The 20739-nt window shown below is 63.3% G+C and carries 19 protein-coding genes; 6 read left to right on the forward strand and 13 right to left on the reverse strand.

Annotated elements, in window-relative coordinates; all coding sequences use genetic code 11:
• The first annotated feature begins 114 nt into the window (after positions 1-114).
• Positions 115-774: a response regulator transcription factor gene (locus tag EOA49_RS00130; RefSeq protein WP_066996819.1), complete on the forward strand. Its 660-nt coding sequence runs from the start codon at positions 115-117 to the stop codon at positions 772-774.
• Here EOA49_RS00130 and EOA49_RS00135 read toward each other — a convergent pair whose 3' ends face one another.
• Positions 775-4260: a PAS domain-containing hybrid sensor histidine kinase/response regulator gene (locus EOA49_RS00135; protein WP_127242856.1), complete on the reverse strand. Its 3486-nt coding sequence runs from the start codon at positions 4258-4260 to the stop codon at positions 775-777.
• Between the two features lie 250 nt (positions 4261-4510).
• Between EOA49_RS00135 and mscL the strand changes: the two genes are divergently transcribed.
• On the forward strand, positions 4511-4933 hold the full coding sequence (gene mscL / locus EOA49_RS00140; protein ID WP_067322891.1) for a large conductance mechanosensitive channel protein MscL: 423 nt from the start codon (positions 4511-4513) through the stop codon (positions 4931-4933).
• Between the two features lie 103 nt (positions 4934-5036).
• Positions 5037-6203, forward strand: a complete 1167-nt coding sequence (locus EOA49_RS00145) for a pyridoxal phosphate-dependent aminotransferase (protein ID WP_127241997.1) — start codon at positions 5037-5039, stop codon at positions 6201-6203.
• Positions 6204-6214: 11 nt separating this feature from the next.
• Here the strand turns inward: EOA49_RS00145 and hemA are convergent, their stop codons facing one another.
• A complete protein-coding gene (hemA, locus tag EOA49_RS00150; RefSeq protein ID WP_127242858.1) occupies positions 6215-7492 on the reverse strand; it encodes a 5-aminolevulinate synthase in 1278 nt (425 codons plus the stop codon).
• A 207-nt stretch (positions 7493-7699) separates the two neighbouring features.
• Between hemA and EOA49_RS33235 the strand changes: the two genes are divergently transcribed.
• On the forward strand, positions 7700-7912 hold the full coding sequence (locus EOA49_RS33235; RefSeq protein ID WP_127239738.1) for a hypothetical protein: 213 nt from the start codon (positions 7700-7702) through the stop codon (positions 7910-7912).
• Positions 7913-7988: 76 nt separating this feature from the next.
• Here EOA49_RS33235 and fixJ read toward each other — a convergent pair whose 3' ends face one another.
• A complete protein-coding gene (gene fixJ / locus EOA49_RS00160; protein WP_127239739.1) occupies positions 7989-8600 on the reverse strand; it encodes a response regulator FixJ in 612 nt (203 codons plus the stop codon).
• The gene (locus EOA49_RS00165) at positions 8590-10104 is read right to left on the reverse strand and encodes a PAS domain S-box protein (RefSeq protein WP_127239760.1); all 1515 of its coding nucleotides are present in this window, start codon (positions 10102-10104) and stop codon (positions 8590-8592) included. The genes fixJ and EOA49_RS00165 overlap by 11 nt, the downstream gene beginning before the upstream one ends.
• A gap of 239 nt (positions 10105-10343) precedes the next feature.
• On the opposite strand from EOA49_RS00165, the gene EOA49_RS00170 reads away from it, so the two are divergent.
• Together EOA49_RS00170 and EOA49_RS00175 are read left to right on the forward strand one after the other, a co-directional pair.
• Positions 10344-11153, forward strand: a complete 810-nt coding sequence (locus EOA49_RS00170) for a universal stress protein (RefSeq protein WP_127239740.1) — start codon at positions 10344-10346, stop codon at positions 11151-11153.
• Positions 11154-11252: 99 nt separating this feature from the next.
• The gene (locus tag EOA49_RS00175; protein ID WP_127239741.1) at positions 11253-11801 is read left to right on the forward strand and encodes a hypothetical protein; all 549 of its coding nucleotides are present in this window, start codon (positions 11253-11255) and stop codon (positions 11799-11801) included.
• A gap of 44 nt (positions 11802-11845) precedes the next feature.
• Here EOA49_RS00175 and EOA49_RS00180 read toward each other — a convergent pair whose 3' ends face one another.
• The 9 genes from EOA49_RS00180 to ccoN all read right to left on the reverse strand — a co-directional run bounded on the left by EOA49_RS00180 (position 11846) and on the right by ccoN (position 20686).
• A complete protein-coding gene (locus tag EOA49_RS00180) occupies positions 11846-12610 on the reverse strand; it encodes a CBS domain-containing protein (protein ID WP_348626850.1) in 765 nt (254 codons plus the stop codon).
• Positions 12607-12777 (reverse strand): cbb3-type cytochrome oxidase assembly protein CcoS, encoded by a 171-nt coding sequence (ccoS, locus tag EOA49_RS00185; RefSeq protein WP_127239742.1) that lies wholly within the window; start codon positions 12775-12777, stop codon positions 12607-12609. The genes EOA49_RS00180 and ccoS overlap by 4 nt, the downstream gene beginning before the upstream one ends.
• Positions 12777-15065, reverse strand: a complete 2289-nt coding sequence (locus EOA49_RS00190) for a cation-translocating P-type ATPase (protein WP_127239743.1) — start codon at positions 15063-15065, stop codon at positions 12777-12779. Before EOA49_RS00190 ends, ccoS begins: the two co-directional genes overlap by 1 nt.
• Positions 15062-15577, reverse strand: a complete 516-nt coding sequence (locus EOA49_RS00195) for a FixH family protein (RefSeq protein WP_127239744.1) — start codon at positions 15575-15577, stop codon at positions 15062-15064. The genes EOA49_RS00190 and EOA49_RS00195 overlap by 4 nt, the downstream gene beginning before the upstream one ends.
• On the reverse strand, positions 15574-17133 hold the full coding sequence (gene ccoG, locus EOA49_RS00200; protein WP_164746666.1) for a cytochrome c oxidase accessory protein CcoG: 1560 nt from the start codon (positions 17131-17133) through the stop codon (positions 15574-15576). The genes EOA49_RS00195 and ccoG overlap by 4 nt, the downstream gene beginning before the upstream one ends.
• Positions 17134-17305: 172 nt before the next feature.
• A complete protein-coding gene (ccoP, locus tag EOA49_RS00205) occupies positions 17306-18169 on the reverse strand; it encodes a cytochrome-c oxidase, cbb3-type subunit III (RefSeq protein WP_127239745.1) in 864 nt (287 codons plus the stop codon).
• 2 nt (positions 18170-18171) lie between these two features.
• Positions 18172-18321, reverse strand: a complete 150-nt coding sequence (locus tag EOA49_RS00210; protein ID WP_127239746.1) for a cbb3-type cytochrome c oxidase subunit 3 — start codon at positions 18319-18321, stop codon at positions 18172-18174.
• Positions 18322-18333: 12 nt separating this feature from the next.
• On the reverse strand, positions 18334-19065 hold the full coding sequence (gene ccoO, locus EOA49_RS00215; RefSeq protein ID WP_127239747.1) for a cytochrome-c oxidase, cbb3-type subunit II: 732 nt from the start codon (positions 19063-19065) through the stop codon (positions 18334-18336).
• Positions 19066-19075: 10 nt separating this feature from the next.
• Positions 19076-20686, reverse strand: coding sequence for a cytochrome-c oxidase, cbb3-type subunit I (gene ccoN / locus EOA49_RS00220; RefSeq protein ID WP_127239748.1), 1611 nt, complete (start codon positions 20684-20686; stop codon positions 19076-19078).
• Positions 20687-20739 lie beyond the last annotated feature (53 nt).

The following is a 20739-nucleotide window of genomic DNA, read 5'->3' on the forward strand; positions in this document are numbered from 1 at the left end:
GGAAAAAGCCTGCGCGCGCGGCCTTTGCTGCTTGAAAACGCGCCGCGCCGCCGCATAATCGTTCCGATCCCCTAAGAAAGCACACAATCAGCAATGGGATCCGGGGAGGAGTATTTGCCGTCGGGCCACACTTTCGTCATTGCCGACGACCATCCGCTGTTTCGCGGCGCACTAAAGGAAGCGCTCGCCGGCATAGGCGACGTCGCCGCCATCCATGAGGCCGGCGATTTCGAAAGCGCCAAGGCGCTGGTCGTCGCCAATGAAGACATCGACATGGTGCTGCTCGATCTGTCGATGCCGGGCGCCAGCGGCCTGTCCGGACTGATCTCGCTGCGCGGCATCCATGCCTCGGTGCCGCTGGTGGTGGTGTCGGCTCATGACGATCCAGCCACCATCCGCCGCGCGCTCGATCTCGGCGCGTCCGGCTTCATCTCCAAATCGGCAAGCATGGAGGAGATACGCAGCGCCGTCCTGACTGTGCTTGCCGGCGATATCGCAGCACCCGCCGGCATCGAGCTCGGCGTCGAGCGCGACCCGGAGATTTCCGATCTGATCAAGCGCCTGCAGGCGCTGACGCCGCAGCAGACGAGGGTGCTCGGCATGTTGGCCGAAGGCCTGCTCAACAAGCAGATCGCCTATGAGCTCGGCGTCTCCGAAGCCACCATCAAGGCGCATGTTTCGGCTATATTGCAGAAGCTCGGCGTCGACAGCCGCACCCAGGCGGTCATCCAGCTTTCCAAGATCGGCGGCGACCCGCTGCAGCCGGTGAGCTGATCATTCCGCCGCGGGCGCCAGTGCCCTGACCCTTGCCATCATCGAGCGCAGCACGGCAGGCTTCAGCGGCTTGTTGATCACCGGCACATCAAGCAGATCAGCAGCAGTGCGCACCTCGCTGGAGCGGTCTGCGGTGACCAGCACGCAGGGCAGATCCTTGCCGTAGGTGGCGCGCAGCCTGGCGATGGCGTCGAGCCCGGTACCGCCGTCGAGATGATAGTCGGCGAGCACCACATCCGGCCTTGCCGCACCCGGGCGCATCAGGTCCTGCGATCCCGAAGCGGTCTCGACGCTGCAGCCCCAGCCTTCGAGCAGCAGTCGCATGCCGTCGAGGATTCGCGCGTCATTGTCGATGCACAGCACATTGAGTCCGGCAAGTGAGGATGGCGCGCGCGCGGGCGCCTTTCCCGTCTCGCGCGGCGGCGCCGCGATCTCGGCGACCGGCAGGATGACGGAAAAACGCGTGCCCTTGCCGGGGTTGGAGAAGATGCGGATTTCGAGCCTGAGAACCCTGGCGATGCGGTCGACGATGGAAAGGCCAAGGCCAAGGCCCTCGGCCTCGCGCGCGCCCTCGTCCAACCGGGTGAATTCGTGGAAGACGGTGTTCAGCTTGTCGGCGGCAATGCCGATGCCGGTGTCGATCACCTGGATCTCGGCCAGCTCGCCGCGCCTTCTCACGCCGACCAATATGCGGCCTTCGCGCGTGTATTTGATCGCATTGGAAACGAGGTTCTGGATCAGCCGGCGAAGCAAATTGCGGTCGGTCATCACGCCGAGCGACGACGGCATGATTTTCAGGCCGAGCTTCTTTTCGGCGGCGAGCGGGCGAAAATCGTTGCCGATCTGGCCAAGCAGCCCGCCGAGGCTGAAGGCGGTGTCCTCGGGCTTCAACGCGCCGGCGTCGAGCCGCGATATGTCGAGCACCGCGCCGAGGATGGTCTCGACCGATTCCAGTGAGGATTCAATGTTGGTCGCGGCCCTGCCGGCGGGCCCCTTGCCGGCCTTTTCGATCAGCGAGGAGCAATAGAGCCTGGCGGCGTTGAGCGGCTGCAGGATGTCGTGGCCCGCGGAGGCGAGGAAGCGCGTCTTGCTGAGATTGGCCTCCTCGGCAAGCATCTGCGCCTGCGCCAGCTCCTCGTTGACGCGGGTGAGCTCGGCGGTGCGGCTCCTGACCCGCTGCTCCAGCGATTCATTGGCCCGCTTCAGCGCCAGGTCCTGCTCGACGCGGCCGGAAATGTCGGCATAGGTGGCGACGATGCCGCCGTCGGGCATCGGGTTGGAACGCAGCTCCAGGATGCGGCCGCTGGTCCTGAGCTCCATCTGCCAAGGACCGACGAAGCTGGTCAGCCGGTTGAGCATCGTCACCCGCTGGTCGGCGGCGATATCGCCGCGCTCGGCCAGATGCCGCAGGATCTGGTCGAGCGACACGCCCACTTGGCCCATCTCGTCAGGCAGATCGAACAGCGCCCGGTATTGCCGGTTCCAGCAGATCAGCCGCAAATCCCGGTCGAAGACGGTGATGCCCTGCTCCATCTGGTCGAGCGCGATCTGCAGCAGGTCGCGGTTGTGCTGCAGCGCCTCGGTGGCGTCGTCGAGCAGCCGGAAGGCATCCTTGGAGTCGCGGTCGTTGCGGCGGAACAGCAGCGACAGGATCAGCCGCGCCGACGACGACCCGACGGCGCTCGCCAGCAACTGCTCCGAGAAACGGATGACGTCCATGCTGGCCTGTTCCTTGCCGTGCAGGGAGACGTTCGCGTTCTTCTCGAAGGACTGGAAGGAGCGCTCGGTGCGCTCGACGCCGAGATAGCGGGAAATCGTATCCTTGAGGTCATTGACCGTGACCGCGGTGCGGAAGCGGCGCAGGCTTGGCATCGGCCCCGCCTCGCGCGGCACGAAGATCGCCGCCTGGATGCGCTCCAGCGGCACCGATGCGCGGGACAGCGAACCCATCACGAAGAACAGCGTGTTGACTGACAGGCTCCACAGCACGCCGTGGTTCAGCGGCTCGCCGAGGGTGCCGAACAGCGCCTGGGGTCTCAGCGCCTCGAAGCCGAACAGTCCATGGACGACAAAGTCGGAGCCGGGACCGACGAGGGAAGGGAGCAGCAGCGTGTAACCCCAGACCGCGATGCCGGCGACCATGCCGAGCGCGGCGCCCCGGCCATTGGCGCGGCGCCAGATCAGCCCGCCGACCAGGGCGGGCGCGAATTGCGCGATCGCTGCGAAGGACATCAGCCCGATCGAGGACAGCCGCGCGCTGTTGGTGCTCTCGCGGTAATAGAGGAAGGCGATGAACAGCATGATGAAAATCGACGCTCGCCGAACGTTCAGGATCAGCGTCGACCAGTCTTCGTTCTCCGAAGAAGTGGTCTTGAGCAATCGACGCACGAACAGCGGGATGACGAGGTCGTTGGAAATCATGATCGACAGCGCCACGCTCTCGACGATGACCATGGCGGTGGCCGCCGACAGGCCGCCGATGAAGGCGATCATCGCCAGCACGTCGTGGCCGCTGAATAGCGGCAGCGACAGGACGTAGAGGTCGCTGCTGGTCCTTGCGCCGACCAGCGACAGCCCGGCAAAGGCGATCGGCAGGACGAAGAGGTTGATCGCCACGAGATAGAGCGGAAACACCCAGGTCGCGGTGCGCAGCTCGGCCTCGCTGCGATTCTCGACGATGGTGACGTAGAACTGGCGCGGCAGCATCAGGATGGCGAAGCCGCTCAAGGTCGTCAGCACCAGCCAGGTGACCAAGGACGTGTTGTAGCCCATCGCCTGGCGCACCTCGGCATTCGCCCCGAGCGTCGCCAGCATGTCGCCGGGGCCGCCGAAGATGAGAAACGTGACCATAAGGCCTATGGCGAGGAAGGCGGCGAGCTTGACCACCGTCTCGACCGCGACCGCCAGCACCAGCCCGTCCTGGTGCTCGGTGGCGTCGGCGTGGCGGGTGCCGAACAGGACCGCAAACAGCGCCAGCAGCATCGCCACCACCAGCGAGATGTCGCTTACAAAAGGATCAAAGGAAGGCGGCGATCCCGTATAGTGCTCGATCATCAGGCTGACCGAGCCGGAGATCGCCTTGAGCTGCAGCGCGATATAGGGCACGGCGCCGACCGTGGCGATCAGGGTCGCGATCGCCGCGACGGCAAAACTCTTGCCGTAGCGGGCGCCGAGAAAGTCCGCAATCGAGGTGATCTTTTCGCTCTTTGCCAGCCGGACGATGCGGTTGAGCAGCGGGAAGCCGAACACGAAGACCAGCACCGGGCCGGTGTAGATGCCGAGGAATTCGAGACCCCGCTCGGAGGAGAGCCCGACCGAGCCGAAGAAGGTCCAGGAGGTGCAGTAGATGGCGAGGCTGAGCGCATAAATGGAGGGCCGTGCGCGGCCGAGTCCGGCTGCCACGGAGCGCCGGTCGCCGACGCTGGCGATGGCAAAAAGCAGCGTCACATAGGCGATCGCGATGATGACGACGAACCAGCCTTGCACGGTTCGAACTTCCTTCCTGACCGGCTGCTCGTCCGGTTATCAAACGCAACCACAGCTTTGACGCCAAGTCCACCGCGGCTTTCGGCGCATAGGTGCTTGGTGACGCCCAGAAGCGCGAACCGGTTAGGCACAAACCGGCGGCTCCGACCTTTTTCCGGTTTTGCAACTGGGGGTTTTTGTTATTGTGGCTTCGGGGCCGGCGCCGGAGAGCCGGGGCGGCAGCGCGGCCCGTTATGGCAAGGAGGGTCGGATGCTGAAAGAATTCCAGGAATTCATCTCCAAGGGCAATGTGATGGACTTGGCCGTCGCCGTCATCATCGGCGCCGCCTTCGGCAAGATCGTCGATTCGCTGGTCAATGACATCATCATGCCGATCATCGGCGCGATTTTCGGCGGGCTTGACTTCAACAATTACTTCTTTGGGCTGTCCTCCAATGTGCACTCGGCCACGCTGGCCGAAGCCAAGAAAGAGGGAGCCGTTTTCGCCTATGGCAGCTTCATCACCGTCGTGCTGAATTTTCTGATCCTCGCCTTCATCATCTTCCTGATGGTCAAGGCGGTGAACAATCTGCGCAGGCGGCTGGAGCGAGAGAAGCCTGCGACTGCCGCGGCGCCGCCGCCGGCGGATGTCCAGCTTCTGACCGAAATCCGCGACCTGCTCGCCAGGAAATAACGCATCCAACGTTCTCGCTGGACCAAAACCCCGGCCGCTTGCGGCTGGGGTTTTCTGTTCAGTGATCTGGTAAGAGCGCAGCAAAACGAGCACGGATTTGTCCATGACCCTGATCGAGACCTTGCGCGCCGAAGCCCGTGCTGCCCCCGAAAGCGGCATTGTCGCCGTCGTCAATCACGGCCGCTTGCGCGAAGGCCTGATTCCGCTCTGGGCCGGAGAGGGCGACCTGCCGACGCCTTCCTTCATCAGCGATGCCGCCGCAGGCGGCCTCGCCAATGGCGAGACCTTCTACACCTGGCAGAAGGGCATTCCCGAGCTTAGGCAGGCGCTCGCCCGCTACTATGCCAGGCATTTCGGCCAGCGCTTCGCCGAGGAAGAATTCATCGTCACCGGCTCGGGCATGCATGCCATTCAACTGGCCATCGACGCGATCGCCGGCAGCGGCGACGAGGTCGTCTATCTCTCGCCGGCGTGGCCGAATTTCGCTGCCGCCGCCGGTGTTGCCGGCGCTGTTCCCGTGCCGGTCACGCTCGACCAGTCCGGCAATGGCTGGTCCTGCGATGTCGACAAGATCGCAGCCGCCATCACGCCGCGTACCAAGGCGCTGTTCATCAATACCCCCTCGAACCCGACCGGCTGGACAGCCGACAAGGAAACGCTTCAAGCGATCCTCGATCTGGCCCGCACGAAGAAGCTTTGGATCATCGCCGACGAGATCTATGCGCTGTTCCACTATAGCCACGGCCGCGCGCCGTCTTTCCTCGATATCGCAACGGCGGAAGACCGCATCCTGTTCGTCAACAGCTTCTCCAAGAACTGGGCGATGACCGGCTGGCGAGTCGGCTGGATCAAGACCCATCCGGCGCTGCAGCAGGTGTTCGAGAACCTGATCCAGTATTCGACCTCGGGCGTCGCCCAGTTCATGCAGCGCGGCGCGGTTGCTGCCCTCGACGAGGGTGACGGCTTTATCGTCGAGCAGGTGGAGCGGGCACGTGCGGCGCGCGATCTGGTCTGCGACATCCTGGGTGCCACCGGCAAGGCGCGCTTCACCGTGCCGCAAGGTGCGTTCTACCTGTTCTTCACCGTCGACGGCATCACCGATTCCCGCGCCGCCGCCTTCGACATCGTCGACAACGCCAATGTCGGCCTGGCGCCCGGCACGGCCTTCGGCCCCGGCGGGGAGGCCTTCCTCAGACTGTGCTTCCACCGCCGCCTCGATCAGCTCGAGGAAGCGGCAAATCGCCTCGCGAAATGGATGAAGACGGTCTGAGACGGGCGGCTTCAGCCGCCTGATTTCGGCACCAGGAGTGGAATAATCCGGTCGCTCTTGGCGACGGCCGGGCGGCCGGAGGCGGCATAGGGGATGCCGAGCGCGTCCCAGGTCTCGACCAGCGCGTCCTGCAGTTCGGCGATCAGCGCGTCGGAATGGAAAGGTGTCGGTGTGATGCGTAGCCGTTCGGTGCCGCGCGGCACCGTCGGATAGTTGATCGGCTGGATGTAGATGCCGTGGACGCCGAGCAGGCGGTCGCTCGCCATCTTGCAAAGCTCGGGATCGCCGACCAGCACCGGCACGATATGGGTGGCCGATTCCATCACCGGCAGCCCGGCCGCGGCAAGCACCTGCTTGGCCCGCGCTGCCTGGCGCTGCTGGGCGTCGCGCTCGGCCTGCGAGCGCTTCAGATGCCTGATCGAGGTGGTGGCGGCCGCCGCGATCGCGGGCGGCAGCGCGGTGGTGAAGATGAAGCCCGGCGCATAGGAGCGCACCGCGTCGATCACAGCGCTCGTGCCGGTGATGTAGCCGCCCAGCGTGCCGAAGGCCTTGGCCAGCGTCCCCTCGATGATGTCGATGCGGTCGGCAAGACCCTCGCGCTCGGTGATGCCGCCGCCGCGCGCACCGTACATGCCGACAGCATGAACCTCGTCGATATAGGTCAGGGCGTTGTAGCGCTCGGCGAGCTCGACGATCTGCTTGATCGGCGCGATGTCGCCGTCCATCGAATAGACGCTTTCGAAGACGATCAGCTTGGCGCGCTCGCGTCCTGCCGCCTGCAGCAGGCTTTCCAGATGCGCAACGTCGTTGTGGCGAAAAATCTTCTTTTCGGCCCCGGAGCGGCGCACGCCCTCGATCATCGAGGCGTGGTTCAACTCGTCCGAGATGATCAGGCAGTTGGGCAAGAGCCTGGCGATGGTCGAAATCGAGGCTTCGTTGGAAACGAAACCGGAGGTGAAAACCAGCGCCGCCTCCTTGTCGTGCAGGTCGGCGAGCTCATGCTCCAGCTCGACCAGCGGGTTGGACGTGCCGGAAATGTTGCGGGTGCCGCCGGCGCCCGAGCCCATCCGGCCCGCCGCGTTCTGGAAGGCGGCGATGACGTCCGGATTCTGGCCCATGCCGAGATAGTCGTTGGAGCACCAGACGGTGATTTCCTGGGCGCGACCGTTGGAGCGCCAGATGGCGCGTGGAAACTTGCCCACGATGCGCTCGAGGTCGGCGAAAACGCGGTAGCGCCGCTCGGCGTGGAGCTGGTCGATCGCGTCTTCGAAGAACCGCTGGTAGTTCATGTGTAAGTTTCCTGTTCAGGAGGCGCGCCGTGGGTGCGACGGTTCGATCCGCTGGACCCAAACTACGAACGAGGAAAGGGCGCCGCTTTGAGCTGTGTCAAATTGCAGGGCGCCTGGTCGTCTGAGATGCGCAGATTCTAGGCGTAAGCCGCGCCAAAACTGATCCAAATCAAAGCGCCGGGCCACCTTTCGGCCCACGCTGACCGGATGTGGAATCCAATCGCAAGCGCTCCGTTTGGCCGCAGCCTCGAACTAGCCGTTCTGGACGAGGAGGGCCTACACGCGCTTGTATTTCCGTGCGAAAAAGGGCGCGAGGGATGGCGGCATGCCGTTACCGGCATCCGGGTCGATATCCGGCCGACACATTGGCGCGCCTGGCATCTGGAAAGAGGCCAAGAGGATTGTCAGAACCCCTCGTAGAGCAATTCCGAAGGTATGGAACGGTTTTCAGTTCGGCTTTCCGCAACCAAAGTGCTTGCCTTCGCGCAACGCCTTTTCAGCCCTTGGGATCGGCGATCAAAGCCATACGCACCAGATGCGAAAGACTGCCGGCGCCCATCTTGCTCATGAGATTCGCGCGATGGATTTCGACCGTGCGCGGACTGATCCCAAGATCGTAGGCTATCGTCTTATTCGGCAAACCCGAAACGAGACCGTCCAGCACCTGACGTTCCCGATCCGAGAGCGTGGACAGATTTTTCCGAATGTCGGCGGCTTGCGGGTGTGACGCCACCCCGCGGTTACGGTTATCGACCGCCGAGCGAATTGCGCCTATCAGCACCTGGTCGTCGAATGGCTTCTCGATGAAATCGGCCGCTCCTTCCTTCATCGCTTGTACTGCCAGCGCCACGTCCGCGTGCCCGGTCATGACGATGACCGGCACGGCATGGCCGCGAGCCTTCAACTGCCGCAGGAATTCTATGCCGTCGATGCCCGGCATGCGCACGTCGGTGACGATGCAGCCGTCGACCTCCTTCGGCTCTGTTGCCAGGAATGCTGTTGCCGATTCATAGAGGCGCACCGCAAAGTCGGCTGTCGCAAGAAGGAAGCCCAGAGACTTGCGGACGTCGACGTCATCATCGACCACATGCACGACATCACTGGCCATTGGCGACCTCTTCCCTTTCCACGGCGCGCAAAGTGAACCGAAATGCGGTCCCACCGCCGGCTGCCGACTCTGCCCAGATATGACCACCATGGGACTCAACGATAGTCCGGCAAATGGACAGGCCGACGCCCATGCCCTGCTTCTTGGTGGTGACGAAAGGCTGGAAGAGCTGAGCTGAGACCTCAGGGGGCAAGCCCGGACCAGTGTCGATAACGCTAACTTCCGTCATGCCGTCGTGCCGCGCTACGGTGACGATACGCAGCTCGCGGCGCGGCTGCCCCTGCATGGCTTCCACGGCATTTCTCATCAGATTCAGCAGCACCTGCTGGATTTGGATACGGTCGGTCAAAACAAGCTCGGCCCCCGGATCGAGATCGTAAGTGACTCGCACGTCCGCCTCTCTCGCACCAACCAAAGCCAGCGACGAGGCATCCTCGATCAGCGCCGGCAGACGTTCGACCTGACGCTCGCTTTCGCCCCTAGCGACAAAATCCCTGAGACGACGGATGACATCCCCGGCGCGCAAGGCCTGCTCGGCGGCCTTTTCGACAGCCTCCTCCAACATGACGGCATTGTCGTCTTTGCTCTTTTCGAGCAGGCGGCGGCTGCCTTTGAGATAGTTCGTGATCGCCGTCAGCGGCTGGTTTATCTCGTGCGCCAGTGTCGAAGCCATTTCCCCGAGTGCGGTGAACCGCGCCATATGAAGCAGTTCCTGCTGCTGCTCCTGAATCCTCGCTTCGGCTCTGTGGCGTTCCGTCAGGTCGCGGCAGAAACCGGTGAAGAAGCGACCCGTTCCGGGGTGCATTTCGCCCACGGAGAGCTCCATGGGAAAGGTCGATCCGTCCTTGCGCATCCCGGTCACCGTACGGCCCAGCCCGATGATGCGGCGCTCTCCCGTCATCAGGTAACGCTGCATATACCCGTCATGCTCCTCCCGGTAGGGCGAGGGCATCAGCAACTTGACGTTTTGACCGATGACTTCGCTGGCCTTGTAGCCGAACAACGTCTCGGCCGCCGTACTGAAAGATTGGATCAGGGCGCTTTCGTCGATGACGACCATTGCATCGGGCACCGTCGCCAGGATCGAACGCAGGTGATCCTCGCGTAATTGCAGTGAAGCGTTGGCAAACGACAGGTCGCTGACATCCGTGCCCTGTACGAAGATAGCGCTGATGCGGCCATCCTTGGCTCTAATGGGTTGATTGACGAAGTCCAGGATGCGTTCTTCCGCCATACCCGTCTCGGCGTTGCGTAGGACGATTTTGGCATTGCGGCCCACATAAGGCTCGCCGGTTTCGCTGACACGATCGAGCAATTCGAAGAAGCCCTGGCCCTCGAGCTCCGGCAACGCCTCGCGCACCGGCTTGCCGATAACTTGCCGCTGACCGATCAGTCGCTGGTAAGCCGCATTGGTCAACTGGAAAACGTGACCAGGCTCGCTGAGCAAGGTCATGAAACCTGGAGCCTGATCGAACATCAGCGCAAGAAGCTCATGTTCCGGCATATTGTCGTGTTGCAGTCGACTGCCTGCCAGCTGGGCCGCTTTTGCCACAGTTTCGGGCGAAGCTTGCCCCTTCTTGCTCACAAGCGAACTCCGGATCGGGGAAGAGCAATGATGGATGATGTAGCACTCATCCGCCTGCTCGCCAAACAGGCTGCTTTGAGCATTTGATCGGTATCAAGGCGCGGTTCCTTCGCAGTATGCAAATGACGATGTATTCCGCTTCCAGGCGAGGTGCCCGAATGTCCTACAAAACGATGGTCGTCAACCTAGCCGTTGATGCAAACCCGGCGGCGATCCTCAATCTGGCAACAGAGCTCGCGCAGCGCTTCGATGCTCACCTGATCGGCCTCGCTGCCGCCGACGTTCCGCCGTTGGTCGCAACGGGGGAAGGCATGGTCCACGAAGGCAAGGTGATGCAGATCCAGCGCCTCGAGATCGAGAAACGTCTCGCCGAATTGCGCGAGCTATTCGAGAAGCTTGTCCCGCCCTCGGTCAGCAGCGAATGGAGACAACACGTATGCGGCCCGACGCGCGCTCTGGGCTTGGCAGCTCGTTCAGCCGATCTCATCGTAACAGCGGATGGCGGGGAGAATGTCTACCGGGAGGTTGATATCGCGAGCGTTGTGCTCGGCGCAGGCCGGCCTGTACTGGTCACTGCGGCCAATGCCGAGCATTTTTTGAGCAAGACTGCCCTTGTCGCCTGGAAGGACAGCCGGGAAGCACGTAGGGCCCTGTCTGATGCCTTGCCCCTCCTGGCTAAAGCAAACGAGGTGGTCGTCGCCACCATGGAATCCGACTTCGGAGAGGATGTTCGAAACAGCCTCGCCGACATCGTTGTTTTCTTGGAGCAGCACGGCATCACCGCACGAAGCGAGGTGATCATAGGCGACGCGGACGGCGGCAAGCTCGTGACTTTTGCGCTCTCGATCCATGCCGACCTGATCGTTTCAGGGGCCTATGGTCACAGCCGACTGAGGGAATGGGCTTTTGGCGGTGTCACGCGCTCGCTGATCGACGAGAGCGGCATCAGCCGCCTCCTGTCGAACTGACGGATGGCCATCGGGCAAAATCTTGGACAGGAACCAACGAGAGTCAACGCAAGCGAGACCTCCGCGATCAATAGGTCGACATCCACGGGACGAAACAGCTTGACCAGTCTCCATCTTCTTGAAGCATTTCTGCTTTTTGCCGCGCCGGGGCCGACCAATGCACTTTTGATGGTGGGAGCGGTCAAGCGAGAGAAAGCGATCGCCCTGTTCATCGCCCAGGCGTGCGGATACGGGGTCGCATCCGCCTGCTGGTTTTCGCTTCGTCCTTTGGTGTCGCCCGGCGCCGTCCTGATGATCGAGCTGGTTGCAGCCGGATTGCTGGTTGTTCTTGGCCTGCGTCTCATGTCTGGCGTTGGCGCCAACACATCCAAAAAGGCCGACGCCATTACAGTTTTCGCGACAAGTGCCATCAATCCGAAGGGATTCATCTATTGCCTGGCAATGGTGCCGGCGGACGCCAAGCCCCAGGCGCTGGGTGTGTACTGGGTCGTGCTGCTGGCGACCACGACTGTCACGGGAACCTTTTGGATCCTGCTTGGCAGCAGGTTCAGCGGGGGCCGAACCACGGTTGACTGGGTTGCTGGCGCAGCGCTGATAGCATTCGCCGTCTTGCTTCTCGGACCACTGATCCCGTTGGCGGCCACCTAGCCCGGCAGAACCGGAACCGCGGTTTGGCTCCGGCAGGCGTCGTTCTAGGACACAAGCACCACCGAAAACGGTTCCGCACAGAATAGGCTGTCCTTGACCGCCTTCACGCCGGCGACGTTTTCGGCCACCACGACCGCCGCCTTGCGCTGGCGCTCGTCAAAGATCGCGCCATTCAATTCGACAGCCCCGTTGTCCACCGTCACGCCAATCAAGTCGCCACCACACCAGGATTGGCTCTGCAACTCAGCGACGACGCTCCTGCGGATCAACTCGTCATCGGCGGTCGTCGCGCCCGATTTCGGCAGGACACGAGCCAAAGCGCGCAAGAGGTCCGAGCGCGTGATGATGCCGAGAATCTCGCCAGCTTCGACGATCGGAACGTTCTTGATGTTGTGGCGGGTCATCAGTTCAACGATTTCGGCGAGCGAGGCACGAGGCGACGCCGAGACGACATCGGTTGTCATCACCTCGTCGACCCGCCGCCCGTTGGCGCGAACATATTCGTCGGCGATCTTGCCGGGGCCCAGGAGGAACTGCAGCCAGCGTGCGCGGGCGCGCTGGGTGCCAAGCTCCGCTCGACGCAGGAAGTCCCCTTCGCTGACCATGCCGGCCAGCGTTCCGTCAGCGCCGACGACCGGCAGACAGCTGATCTTCTTAGACAGCATCAGTTCGACTGCGCCGGCGACGGGGGTTGCCGCGTCGATCGTGATCACCGGGGTTGTCATTATGGCACTGGCCTGCATGTACGCCTCCATCGTTTCTCGCATGTTTAGAGGCTTCCAGGCGGGCTGCGCCTTGATCTGCCTCATTTTCGGCGCGCGATTTCGTTCTCGATGTCGTCCGGGTCGATCAGGATCCGCTCGGCAGCCCCATCAAGGTCCTCGTACTGTCCGCTGCGTAGCGCCCACAGGAAGCCCGACAGGCCGAGCGCGCCCAGGAAGAGGGCCACAGGAATGAGATAGGCGAGCGTAGTCATCAACGGGCCGCTTCCACGATGTCGGTGCGGTGCTGACGACGCTCACGTTGCTGGGGAGCGGCCGTCGTCGCGGCTCCTCTCAGCCGCATCGCGTTCGCGATCACGATCAGCGAGGACGCTGACATTGCGATGGCTGCGATCAGCGGCGTCACATATCCCAGGATGGCGATCGGCACGGCAAAGGCATTGTAGACGATCGCGATTGCGATGTTTTGGCGGATGAGCCGGCCTGCCTTGCGCGACAGGTCCAAGGCAAGCGGCACCGCCAGTAGGCTTTCGCGCAGGAAGACGAAGTCGGCCGCCTTGCGGCCGACGTCGGCCGCGGTGGCAGGCGCCATGGACACATGCGCCGCCCCAAGCGCGGGCGTGTCGTTGAGTCCGTCGCCGACCATCAAAACCTTGTGGCCGGCGCGGGCCAGCGTCTCGATCCAATGGACCTTGCCCGAAGGAAGCAGCGCCGGCACAAAGCTGTCGATGCCCAGTGAGCTGGCAACCTCGCCGCAGGCTCTCTCCGTATCGCCGGAGAGCATTTCGACCGACACGCCGGCGCGCTTCAAGCTCTCGATAGCCGCATTGGCATCGGACCGAGGCGCGTCCTCGAAGGCAAAGCACGCGACGATCGTGCCGTTTCTTGACAGGACAGTTCCGCCATAACCGCCGAGCTTGCCTTCACCTCCGGTCCGGGCCTTCCATCCGGCCCAGCCGCGCCGGCCAAGGCGCCAGATGTCGCCGCCGGCTTCGGCCTCGATGCCGAAGCCGGGTTCTTCCCGCACCGAGACAAGCTCGGGTTGGCCGCAAAAGCCGGCGTGGATCGCCAGGGCCTTTGAGAACGGATGACGCGACTGCGCGGCCATGCCGGCCGCCATCGCCAGCATGGTCGGATCGATCGATGATGCATTGGTGAGGCGCGGCTGACCCAGGGTGAGTGTTCCGGTCTTGTCAAAGACAGCCGCATCGACTGCGGCCAGGCGCTCCATGGCGGAGCCGCCCTTGACCATGATCCCGGCCTCGAAAAGGCGCCGGGCCGCCACGACCTGCACGATCGGCACCGCGAGACCGAGGGCGCAGGGGCAGGTGATGATGAGCACGGCGATGGCGATGGTCATGGCTCGGTGCCAATCACCGGATGCCACCATCCAGCCAAGGAAGGTCGCGAAAGCCGCGATATGGACCACCGGCGCATAAAGCGCCGATACCCGGTCGGCAATCCTTCGGTATTGCGAGCGCCCGCCTTCCGCGGCTTCCATCAACCGGACCATTTCCGCCAGGAAGGAATCCTTCGCGGCGGCGGTCGCCTGCATCGTCAGCGGGCCGGTGAGGTTGAGTGTTCCGGCCTGGACACGGGTTCCGGCGCTGACGGATTTCGGCCTGCTTTCACCCGACACGAGCGAGCAGTCGAGGTCGGAATTGCCGCTGACTATGGCGCCGTCCACCGGTATCCGCTCTCCAGCCGCGATAAGCAGGCGCATTCCCGGCTGCAGCTCGGCGACCGGCACGTAGTCGCGCGTGCCGTCGTCGCGCAGGACCACCGATCCCCGTGCCGCAAGGCGCGACAGGCCGCTGACGGCCGTCCGCGCCCGTTCCCGCATGACGTGATCCAGCGTGCGGCCGATCAGCAGGAAGAAGAGCAGCGATGTCGAGGCATCGAAATAGGCGTGCTCACCGTGGGTTACGGTTTCGTAGAGGCTCATCGCATAGGCAAGCGACACGCCCACCGCTATCGGCACGTCCATGTTCATGCGGCCGTGACGCAAGGCGTTCGCCGCAGAGCGGAAGTAGATAGCGCCGGCGAAGACCAGGGCAGGGATGGCGATCAGGGCCGACAGCCAGTGGAACAGGTCCCGCGTCGGGCCCTCGGCGCCGGACCAGACCGAGACGGACAAAAGCATGATGTTGCCCGCGGCGAAGCCGGCGACCGCGACTGCTCGGATCAGTTCCGAGAGGGCCTTGTCCTTCTCGTGCGTCTCGGGGTCGAAAAGATGTGCCTGATAGCCGAGCCGGCCAAGCACGGCAAAGAAAGGTGGGACCCTGCCGCCATGCCAGCGAACCGTTACGCGTTTCGTCGACAGGTTGACGCGCGCGGAGTCGACGTTCTCGATCTTTGCAAGGGCGGCTTCAATCGTCTGGATGCAGGCCCCGCAATGGACCGCCGGCACCGATAGCTCGGTCTGGTGAATGTCGCCGCCGAGGTTGCGGCTGGCAAGCCTGATCTCGTCACTCGAGGGCGAAGCAGACGCCGCATCGGCGATATCCAACGTCATTTCGGCACCCGGTGCGCAGCAGCTCATTGCAGGGCTCCCTTCGAGATTATGAGGCGACGAACATCGCGAAACGGCAATGTCAGCCCGGCGTCGGCATCGATCTCGACGATCCAGACGCCGTCCTTCGGTGTGTGCCGGGCGGCAAATTCCCCCGTTTTCGAAGGAATGCCGCCCGTGGCCGCGGCGAGCGTCAAAGCCTCGTCCTCGGTCTCGTAAGCCGGATGCCGGAACAAGACCTTGACGCCGTGGAGCGGCACCGGATTTCCCTGTGTATCGGCAAGGCTGTAGCGGACCTCGCCGGGGGCGATGGTCAACTTGCCTTTCCAGCCGAGCGCGGCTTGCGCGCGTCCTTCCCTGGCCCGCTTGTTGAACTGCTGGCTGGCAACATAGGTGTTCTCGACGACCAGACCGGTCCAACTCCGGCGGGCGAGAGTTGCCATGGTGAGGTTCACGCCGATGACGACCGCAAAAAAGGCGAGGATGGAGGCCAGCATGTGCCTGCCGGTGAACTCGCGCGGCTTTCGTGTATCGGTGCTCATTTGCGGTTCTCGGGTGCGTTGAAACTGGCGGTGTACTGGGCGGATTCGGAACTCGCCTTGTCCGCGATCCGGAATTCGAAGCTCTGCACGGGCGCTTTGATCAGCTCGGTTGGTTGGCGGACGAAGACCTTGAGGACATTCAACCTGTCGGGCTCGACCGCGACGGCAAATGTGCGGCTCGAGGGCTGGTCGATGCCGACGATGCTCATCTCGCCGCCGTCCAGCCCTTGCAACGTAACCTCGATCGTTCTCGGCTCGGGGATCATGTTGAGCAGCTTGACGGTGTAGCCGTTGCGGATCGAGCCGTCCGAAAGCGTCACGAACTGAGGATTGCGGTCATGAAGGACATTCAGCTCCAGCCGCTCGCGGGTCAGCAGCGAATAGACGAGGACAAGCCCGATCGCCGACCAGGCGCCCAGATAGATGTAGGTGCGCAGGCGGAAGATCTTGCTCAGCTGGAAATACGCCAATCCGTCGGCGAAGCTGCCGCTCGGCGTTCTCACCAGCGCCGGATTGACCGGACTGGTGCCGCCGGCGGTCGCCACCGCCATGTCGGCGTTGTAGTCCGCCAGCGTCGCGTAGGAGATCAAGCCGCGTTCGCGGCCGAGCTTGTCCATGACACCGTCGCAAGCGTCGATGCAGAGCGCGCAGGTGATGCATTCCAGTTGCTGGCCGTCGCGGATATCGATGCCCATCGGGCAGACGGCGACGCAGGCGTTGCAGTCGACGCAATCGCCGACCAGCTGTCCGGCGGCCAGTGCCTTCTTGGCGTGACGCGAGCGCGGTTCGCCGCGCCAGTCGTTATAGGTCACGGTCAACGAGTTCTCGTCGAGCATGGCGGCCTGTATGCGCGGCCACGGGCACATGTAGGTGCAAACCTGCTCGCGCATCAGCCCGCCGAACACATAGGTGGTGCCTGTCAGAACGGCGATCGTGACATAGGCGACGGGCGCCGCCGTGCCGGTCACGACTTCCATGAGCAATGTCGGCGCATCGGCGAAGTAGAAGATCCAAGCGCCGCCGGTGGCCATGCCTATGGCCAGCCAGATGACGTGCTTGATGGAACGCAGGAACAGCTTGCGCGCCGTCCAGGGAGCGGCGTCCAGTTTCATGCGGGCATTGCGGTCGCCTTCGATCGCGCGCTCGACCACGAGGAACAGGTCGACCCAGACGGTCTGCGGGCAGGCGTAGCCGCACCAGGCTCGCCCGACCGTGGACGTGACCAGGAACAGGCCGACGCCCGCCATCATGAGGAGGCCGGCGACGTAATAGAATTCCTGCGGCCAGATCTCGATGAAGAAGAAGTAGAAGCGGCGGTTCGCCAGATCGACAAGCACAGCCTGGTCGGGAGCGAAGGAGCCGCGATCCCAGCGCAGCCACGGCGTCAGGTAATAGATGCCGAGCGTGATCGCCATCACCAGCCACTTGAACTGGCGGAAACGGCCCGAGGCGCGCTTCGGAAAGATCTTCTTGCGCGCGGCGTAGAGAGGCTGGCGGGTCTTCGCGGAATTCACCGCTTCGGCCTCGAGCCGTTCTACCTGCGTCTGGTCGAGCACATGCATCTCCAACGGCGGCAAAGTACGGAGCCGCTCTCATCGGGCAGTCTTGCCGGAGGTCTCATCGCAGCGCGTTGACCCAGGTCAAAAACCGCCGATGGAACAGGTCGAGGCCCGGCTCGGCCGGGCCTCGTCGCTTGCACGGCCGAGGGCCGAGAATAGGCCCCGCTTCCTATTCTCCGCCGCCAAGCGAATGAACATAGACCGCCAGTTCCTTGACCGTCGTCTCGCCGAGGCGCCCGCCCCAGGCAGGCATCACCCCGTTATGCGGCGTGCGGACCTGCGCCGCGATCGCCGCCTCGCTGGACCCATAAAGCCAGATGGCGTCGGTAAGGTCGGGCGCTCCAAGCTCCCGGTTGCCCTTTGCATTCTCGCCATGGCACGCGGCGCAATTGTCGGCGAAGACCTTGGCGCCGGGGCCGACCAGGTTCTTGTCCTGGACAGGGCCCGAGAGGCTGGCGACATAAGCGCTGACCTCAGCGATCTGGTCAGGCTTCAGCACATCGGCGAAGGCGGTCATCTCCGACTGGCGAGTATCGGCATCGGTGGCGAAGCGAATGCCGTGCGTGATCGTCTGCTGGATCTGATCGGTCTTTCCACCCCATAGCCAATCGTCGTCGTTGAGGTTCGGAAACCCTGTCGACCCTTGCGCGCCGGAGCCGTGGCATTGCACGCAGTTGACCCTGAACGCAGCGCCGCCCGCGGCGACGGCGAACTCGCGCAACGCGTTATCGGCGGCGATCTCGGAGACGCTCTTGGCCTGGATCGCCGCGACATACTGAGCCTTGGCCGTCTCGGCGGCGGCCATCTCGTTCTTGACGTCGTTGCGGCTGGAGAAGCCCAGAACGCCTTGGGTGGCAGAGCTGATCATCGGCCACGCCGGATAGGCGATCGTGTAGGCGAGCGCCCACGCGATGGTGATGTAGAAGGTGATCACCCACCAGCGCGGCAGCGGATTGTTGAGTTCCCTGATCCCGTCCCATTCGTGACCGGTCGTCGCGATGCCCGAGATTTCGTCGATATGCTCGCTGCTCATGATCAGCCGTCCTTGAGTGGAATCTGTGCGGCCTGGTCGGCGTGCGCCTTGCCGCCGGGGCGGAGCGCGAAGGCAACGCAGCCGACGAAGAACAGCGCCATGGCGAGCAGGCCCCAGCTGTCGGCAAACTCCCGCATCAAATTGTAGTCCATCGGTCACTCTCCTCAGCGATAGCCGGCGGCTTCGTCATAGGTCTTGAAGTCGACCAGCGTGCCGAGCATTTGCAGATATGCGACGAGCGCATCCATCTCGGTAACCTGCTGCGGATTGCCGTCGAAGTCGCCGATCTTGGCCTTGGGATAGCGCGCTTCCAGGCCCGACGTATCGGCGCTGGGATCGGCCTGCGCCATCAGGTCCGCATTGGAGTTGGCAATCATGTCGTCGGTATAGGGAACGCCGACGCGCCGGTTCGCGACCAGATGCGTGGAGAAGTCCTTCACGTCGATCGGCGTGTCCTTCAGGAAGGCGTAGCCGGGCATGATCGATTCCGGCACCACCGAGCGGGGGTCGGCAAGGTGCTGGACGTGCCAGCTGTTGGAGTAGCGGTCGCCGACGCGGGCAAGGTCCGGTCCGGTGCGCTTGGAACCCCATTGGAACGGGTGGTCGTACATCGACTCGGCGGCTAGGCTGTAGTGGCCGTAGCGCTCGACCTCGTCCCTGAACGGCCGGATCATCTGGCTGTGGCAGAGGTAGCAGCCTTCGCGGACATAGATGTCGCGTCCCGCAAGCTCTAGCGGCGAGTAAGGCCGCATGCCTTCGACCTTCTCGATCGTGTTATCGAGGTAGAAGAGCGGCGCGATCTCGACGATGCCGCCAATGGTCACGACCAGCAGAGACCCGACGAGAAGAAGCGTGGCGTTCCTCTCGATGAGCGCGTGTTTGTCCATCAAGCCCATGTCTGGCTCCCTATTCGGCAGGCTGGAGGGCGGGCGTGGGGCCCGGCTGGGATTGCTCCTCGGGCTGGTAGCCGAGAATGGTCATGGTGATGTTCCATGCCATTATCAGCATGCCGGCGAGGTAGAGAGCGCCGCCCGCGGCGCGCATGACGTAGTAAGGGTGCATGGCAGCGACCGTCTCAGCGAAGGAATAGACGAGGAAACCCTGCTCGTCGTACTCGCGCCACATCAGGCCCTGCATGATGCCGGAGACCCACATGACCGCGGCGTAGACGACGATTCCGAGCGTCGCCAGCCAGAGGTGCCAGGTGACGAGCCGCAGCGAATAGAGCCGCTGACGGTTCCACAGCTTCGGCACCATGTAGTAGATGGCGCCGAACGAGATCAGCCCGACCCAGCCAAGCGCGCCCGAATGGACGTGGCCGATTGTCCAGTCCGTATAGTGGGACAGCGAGTTGACGGCCTTGATCGACATCATCGGGCCTTCGAAGGTCGACATGCCATAGAAGGCGATGGCCGCGACCATCATGCGCACGATCGGATCGGTGCGGATCTTGTCCCAGGCGCCTGACAGGGTCATGAGGCCGTTGATCATGCCGCCCCAGGACGGCATCCACAGCATGATCGAGAACACCATGCCGAGCGTCTGAGCCCAGTCGGGCAGGGCCGTGTAGTGAAGGTGATGGGGGCCTGCCCAGATGTAGAGGAAGATCAGGGCCCAGAAGTGGATGATCGAGAGGCGATAGGAGTAGACCGGCCGGTTCACCTGCTTCGGCACGAAATAGTACATCATGCCGAGGAAGCCGGCGGTGAGGAAGAAGCCGACGGCGTTGTGGCCGTACCACCATTGCGTGAGCGCGTCCTGGACGCCGGAGAAAGCCGAATAGCTCTTCGATCCAAGGAAGGAGGCCGGCATCGAAAGATTGTTGACGACGTGCAGCATCGCGATGGTGATGATGAAGGACAGGTAGAACCAGTTCGCGACGTAGATGTGCGGTTCCCTGCGCTTCAGGATGGTGCCGAGGAAGAGCAACAGATACGCGACCCAGACGATCGTCAGCCAGATGTCGACATACCATTCGGGTTCGGCGTATTCGCGGCTCTCGGTGATGCCGAGCAGATAGCCGGTCGCGGCCATGACGATGAAGAGCTGGTAACCCCAGAAGACGAACCAGGCGAGATTGCCGCCGAACAGGCGGGCGCGGCAGGTGCGTTGCACCACGTAGAGGGAGGTGCACAGAAGCGCGTTGCCGCCGAAGGCAAAGACGACACCAGAGGTGTGCAGCGGGCGCAGACGGCCGAAATTGAACCATGGCGCGACATTCAGGTCGGGATAAGCGAGCTGCAGCGCGATAATCACGCCGACCAGCATCCCGACACCCCCCCAGAATATGGTTGCGATGGCGCCGTAGCGGACCGGCCCGTCCATGTACGCGCCGGGGTCAACGGGGATCGCCGGCTTGAAGTCCGTCGTGCGCAACAGGATCGCGGTGAAGCCAGCCAAGACGAAGAACAAGACCCACATATGCTGGCGAAAGGGTTCGTCCACGCCGAAGCCGGCGGCCACAAGCGCCGCAAAAGCAAAGAGGCTTAGAAGAACGATCTCCGTGCCAAATCTCATCGCAAGTCCCCGAATCTCGAATTCCGGCGGATGCCGACGGCCGCATGAGTTCC

This window comes from Mesorhizobium sp. M1A.F.Ca.IN.020.04.1.1 (assembly GCF_003997315.1).
In the GTDB taxonomy this organism is placed as follows: domain Bacteria; phylum Pseudomonadota; class Alphaproteobacteria; order Rhizobiales; family Rhizobiaceae; genus Mesorhizobium.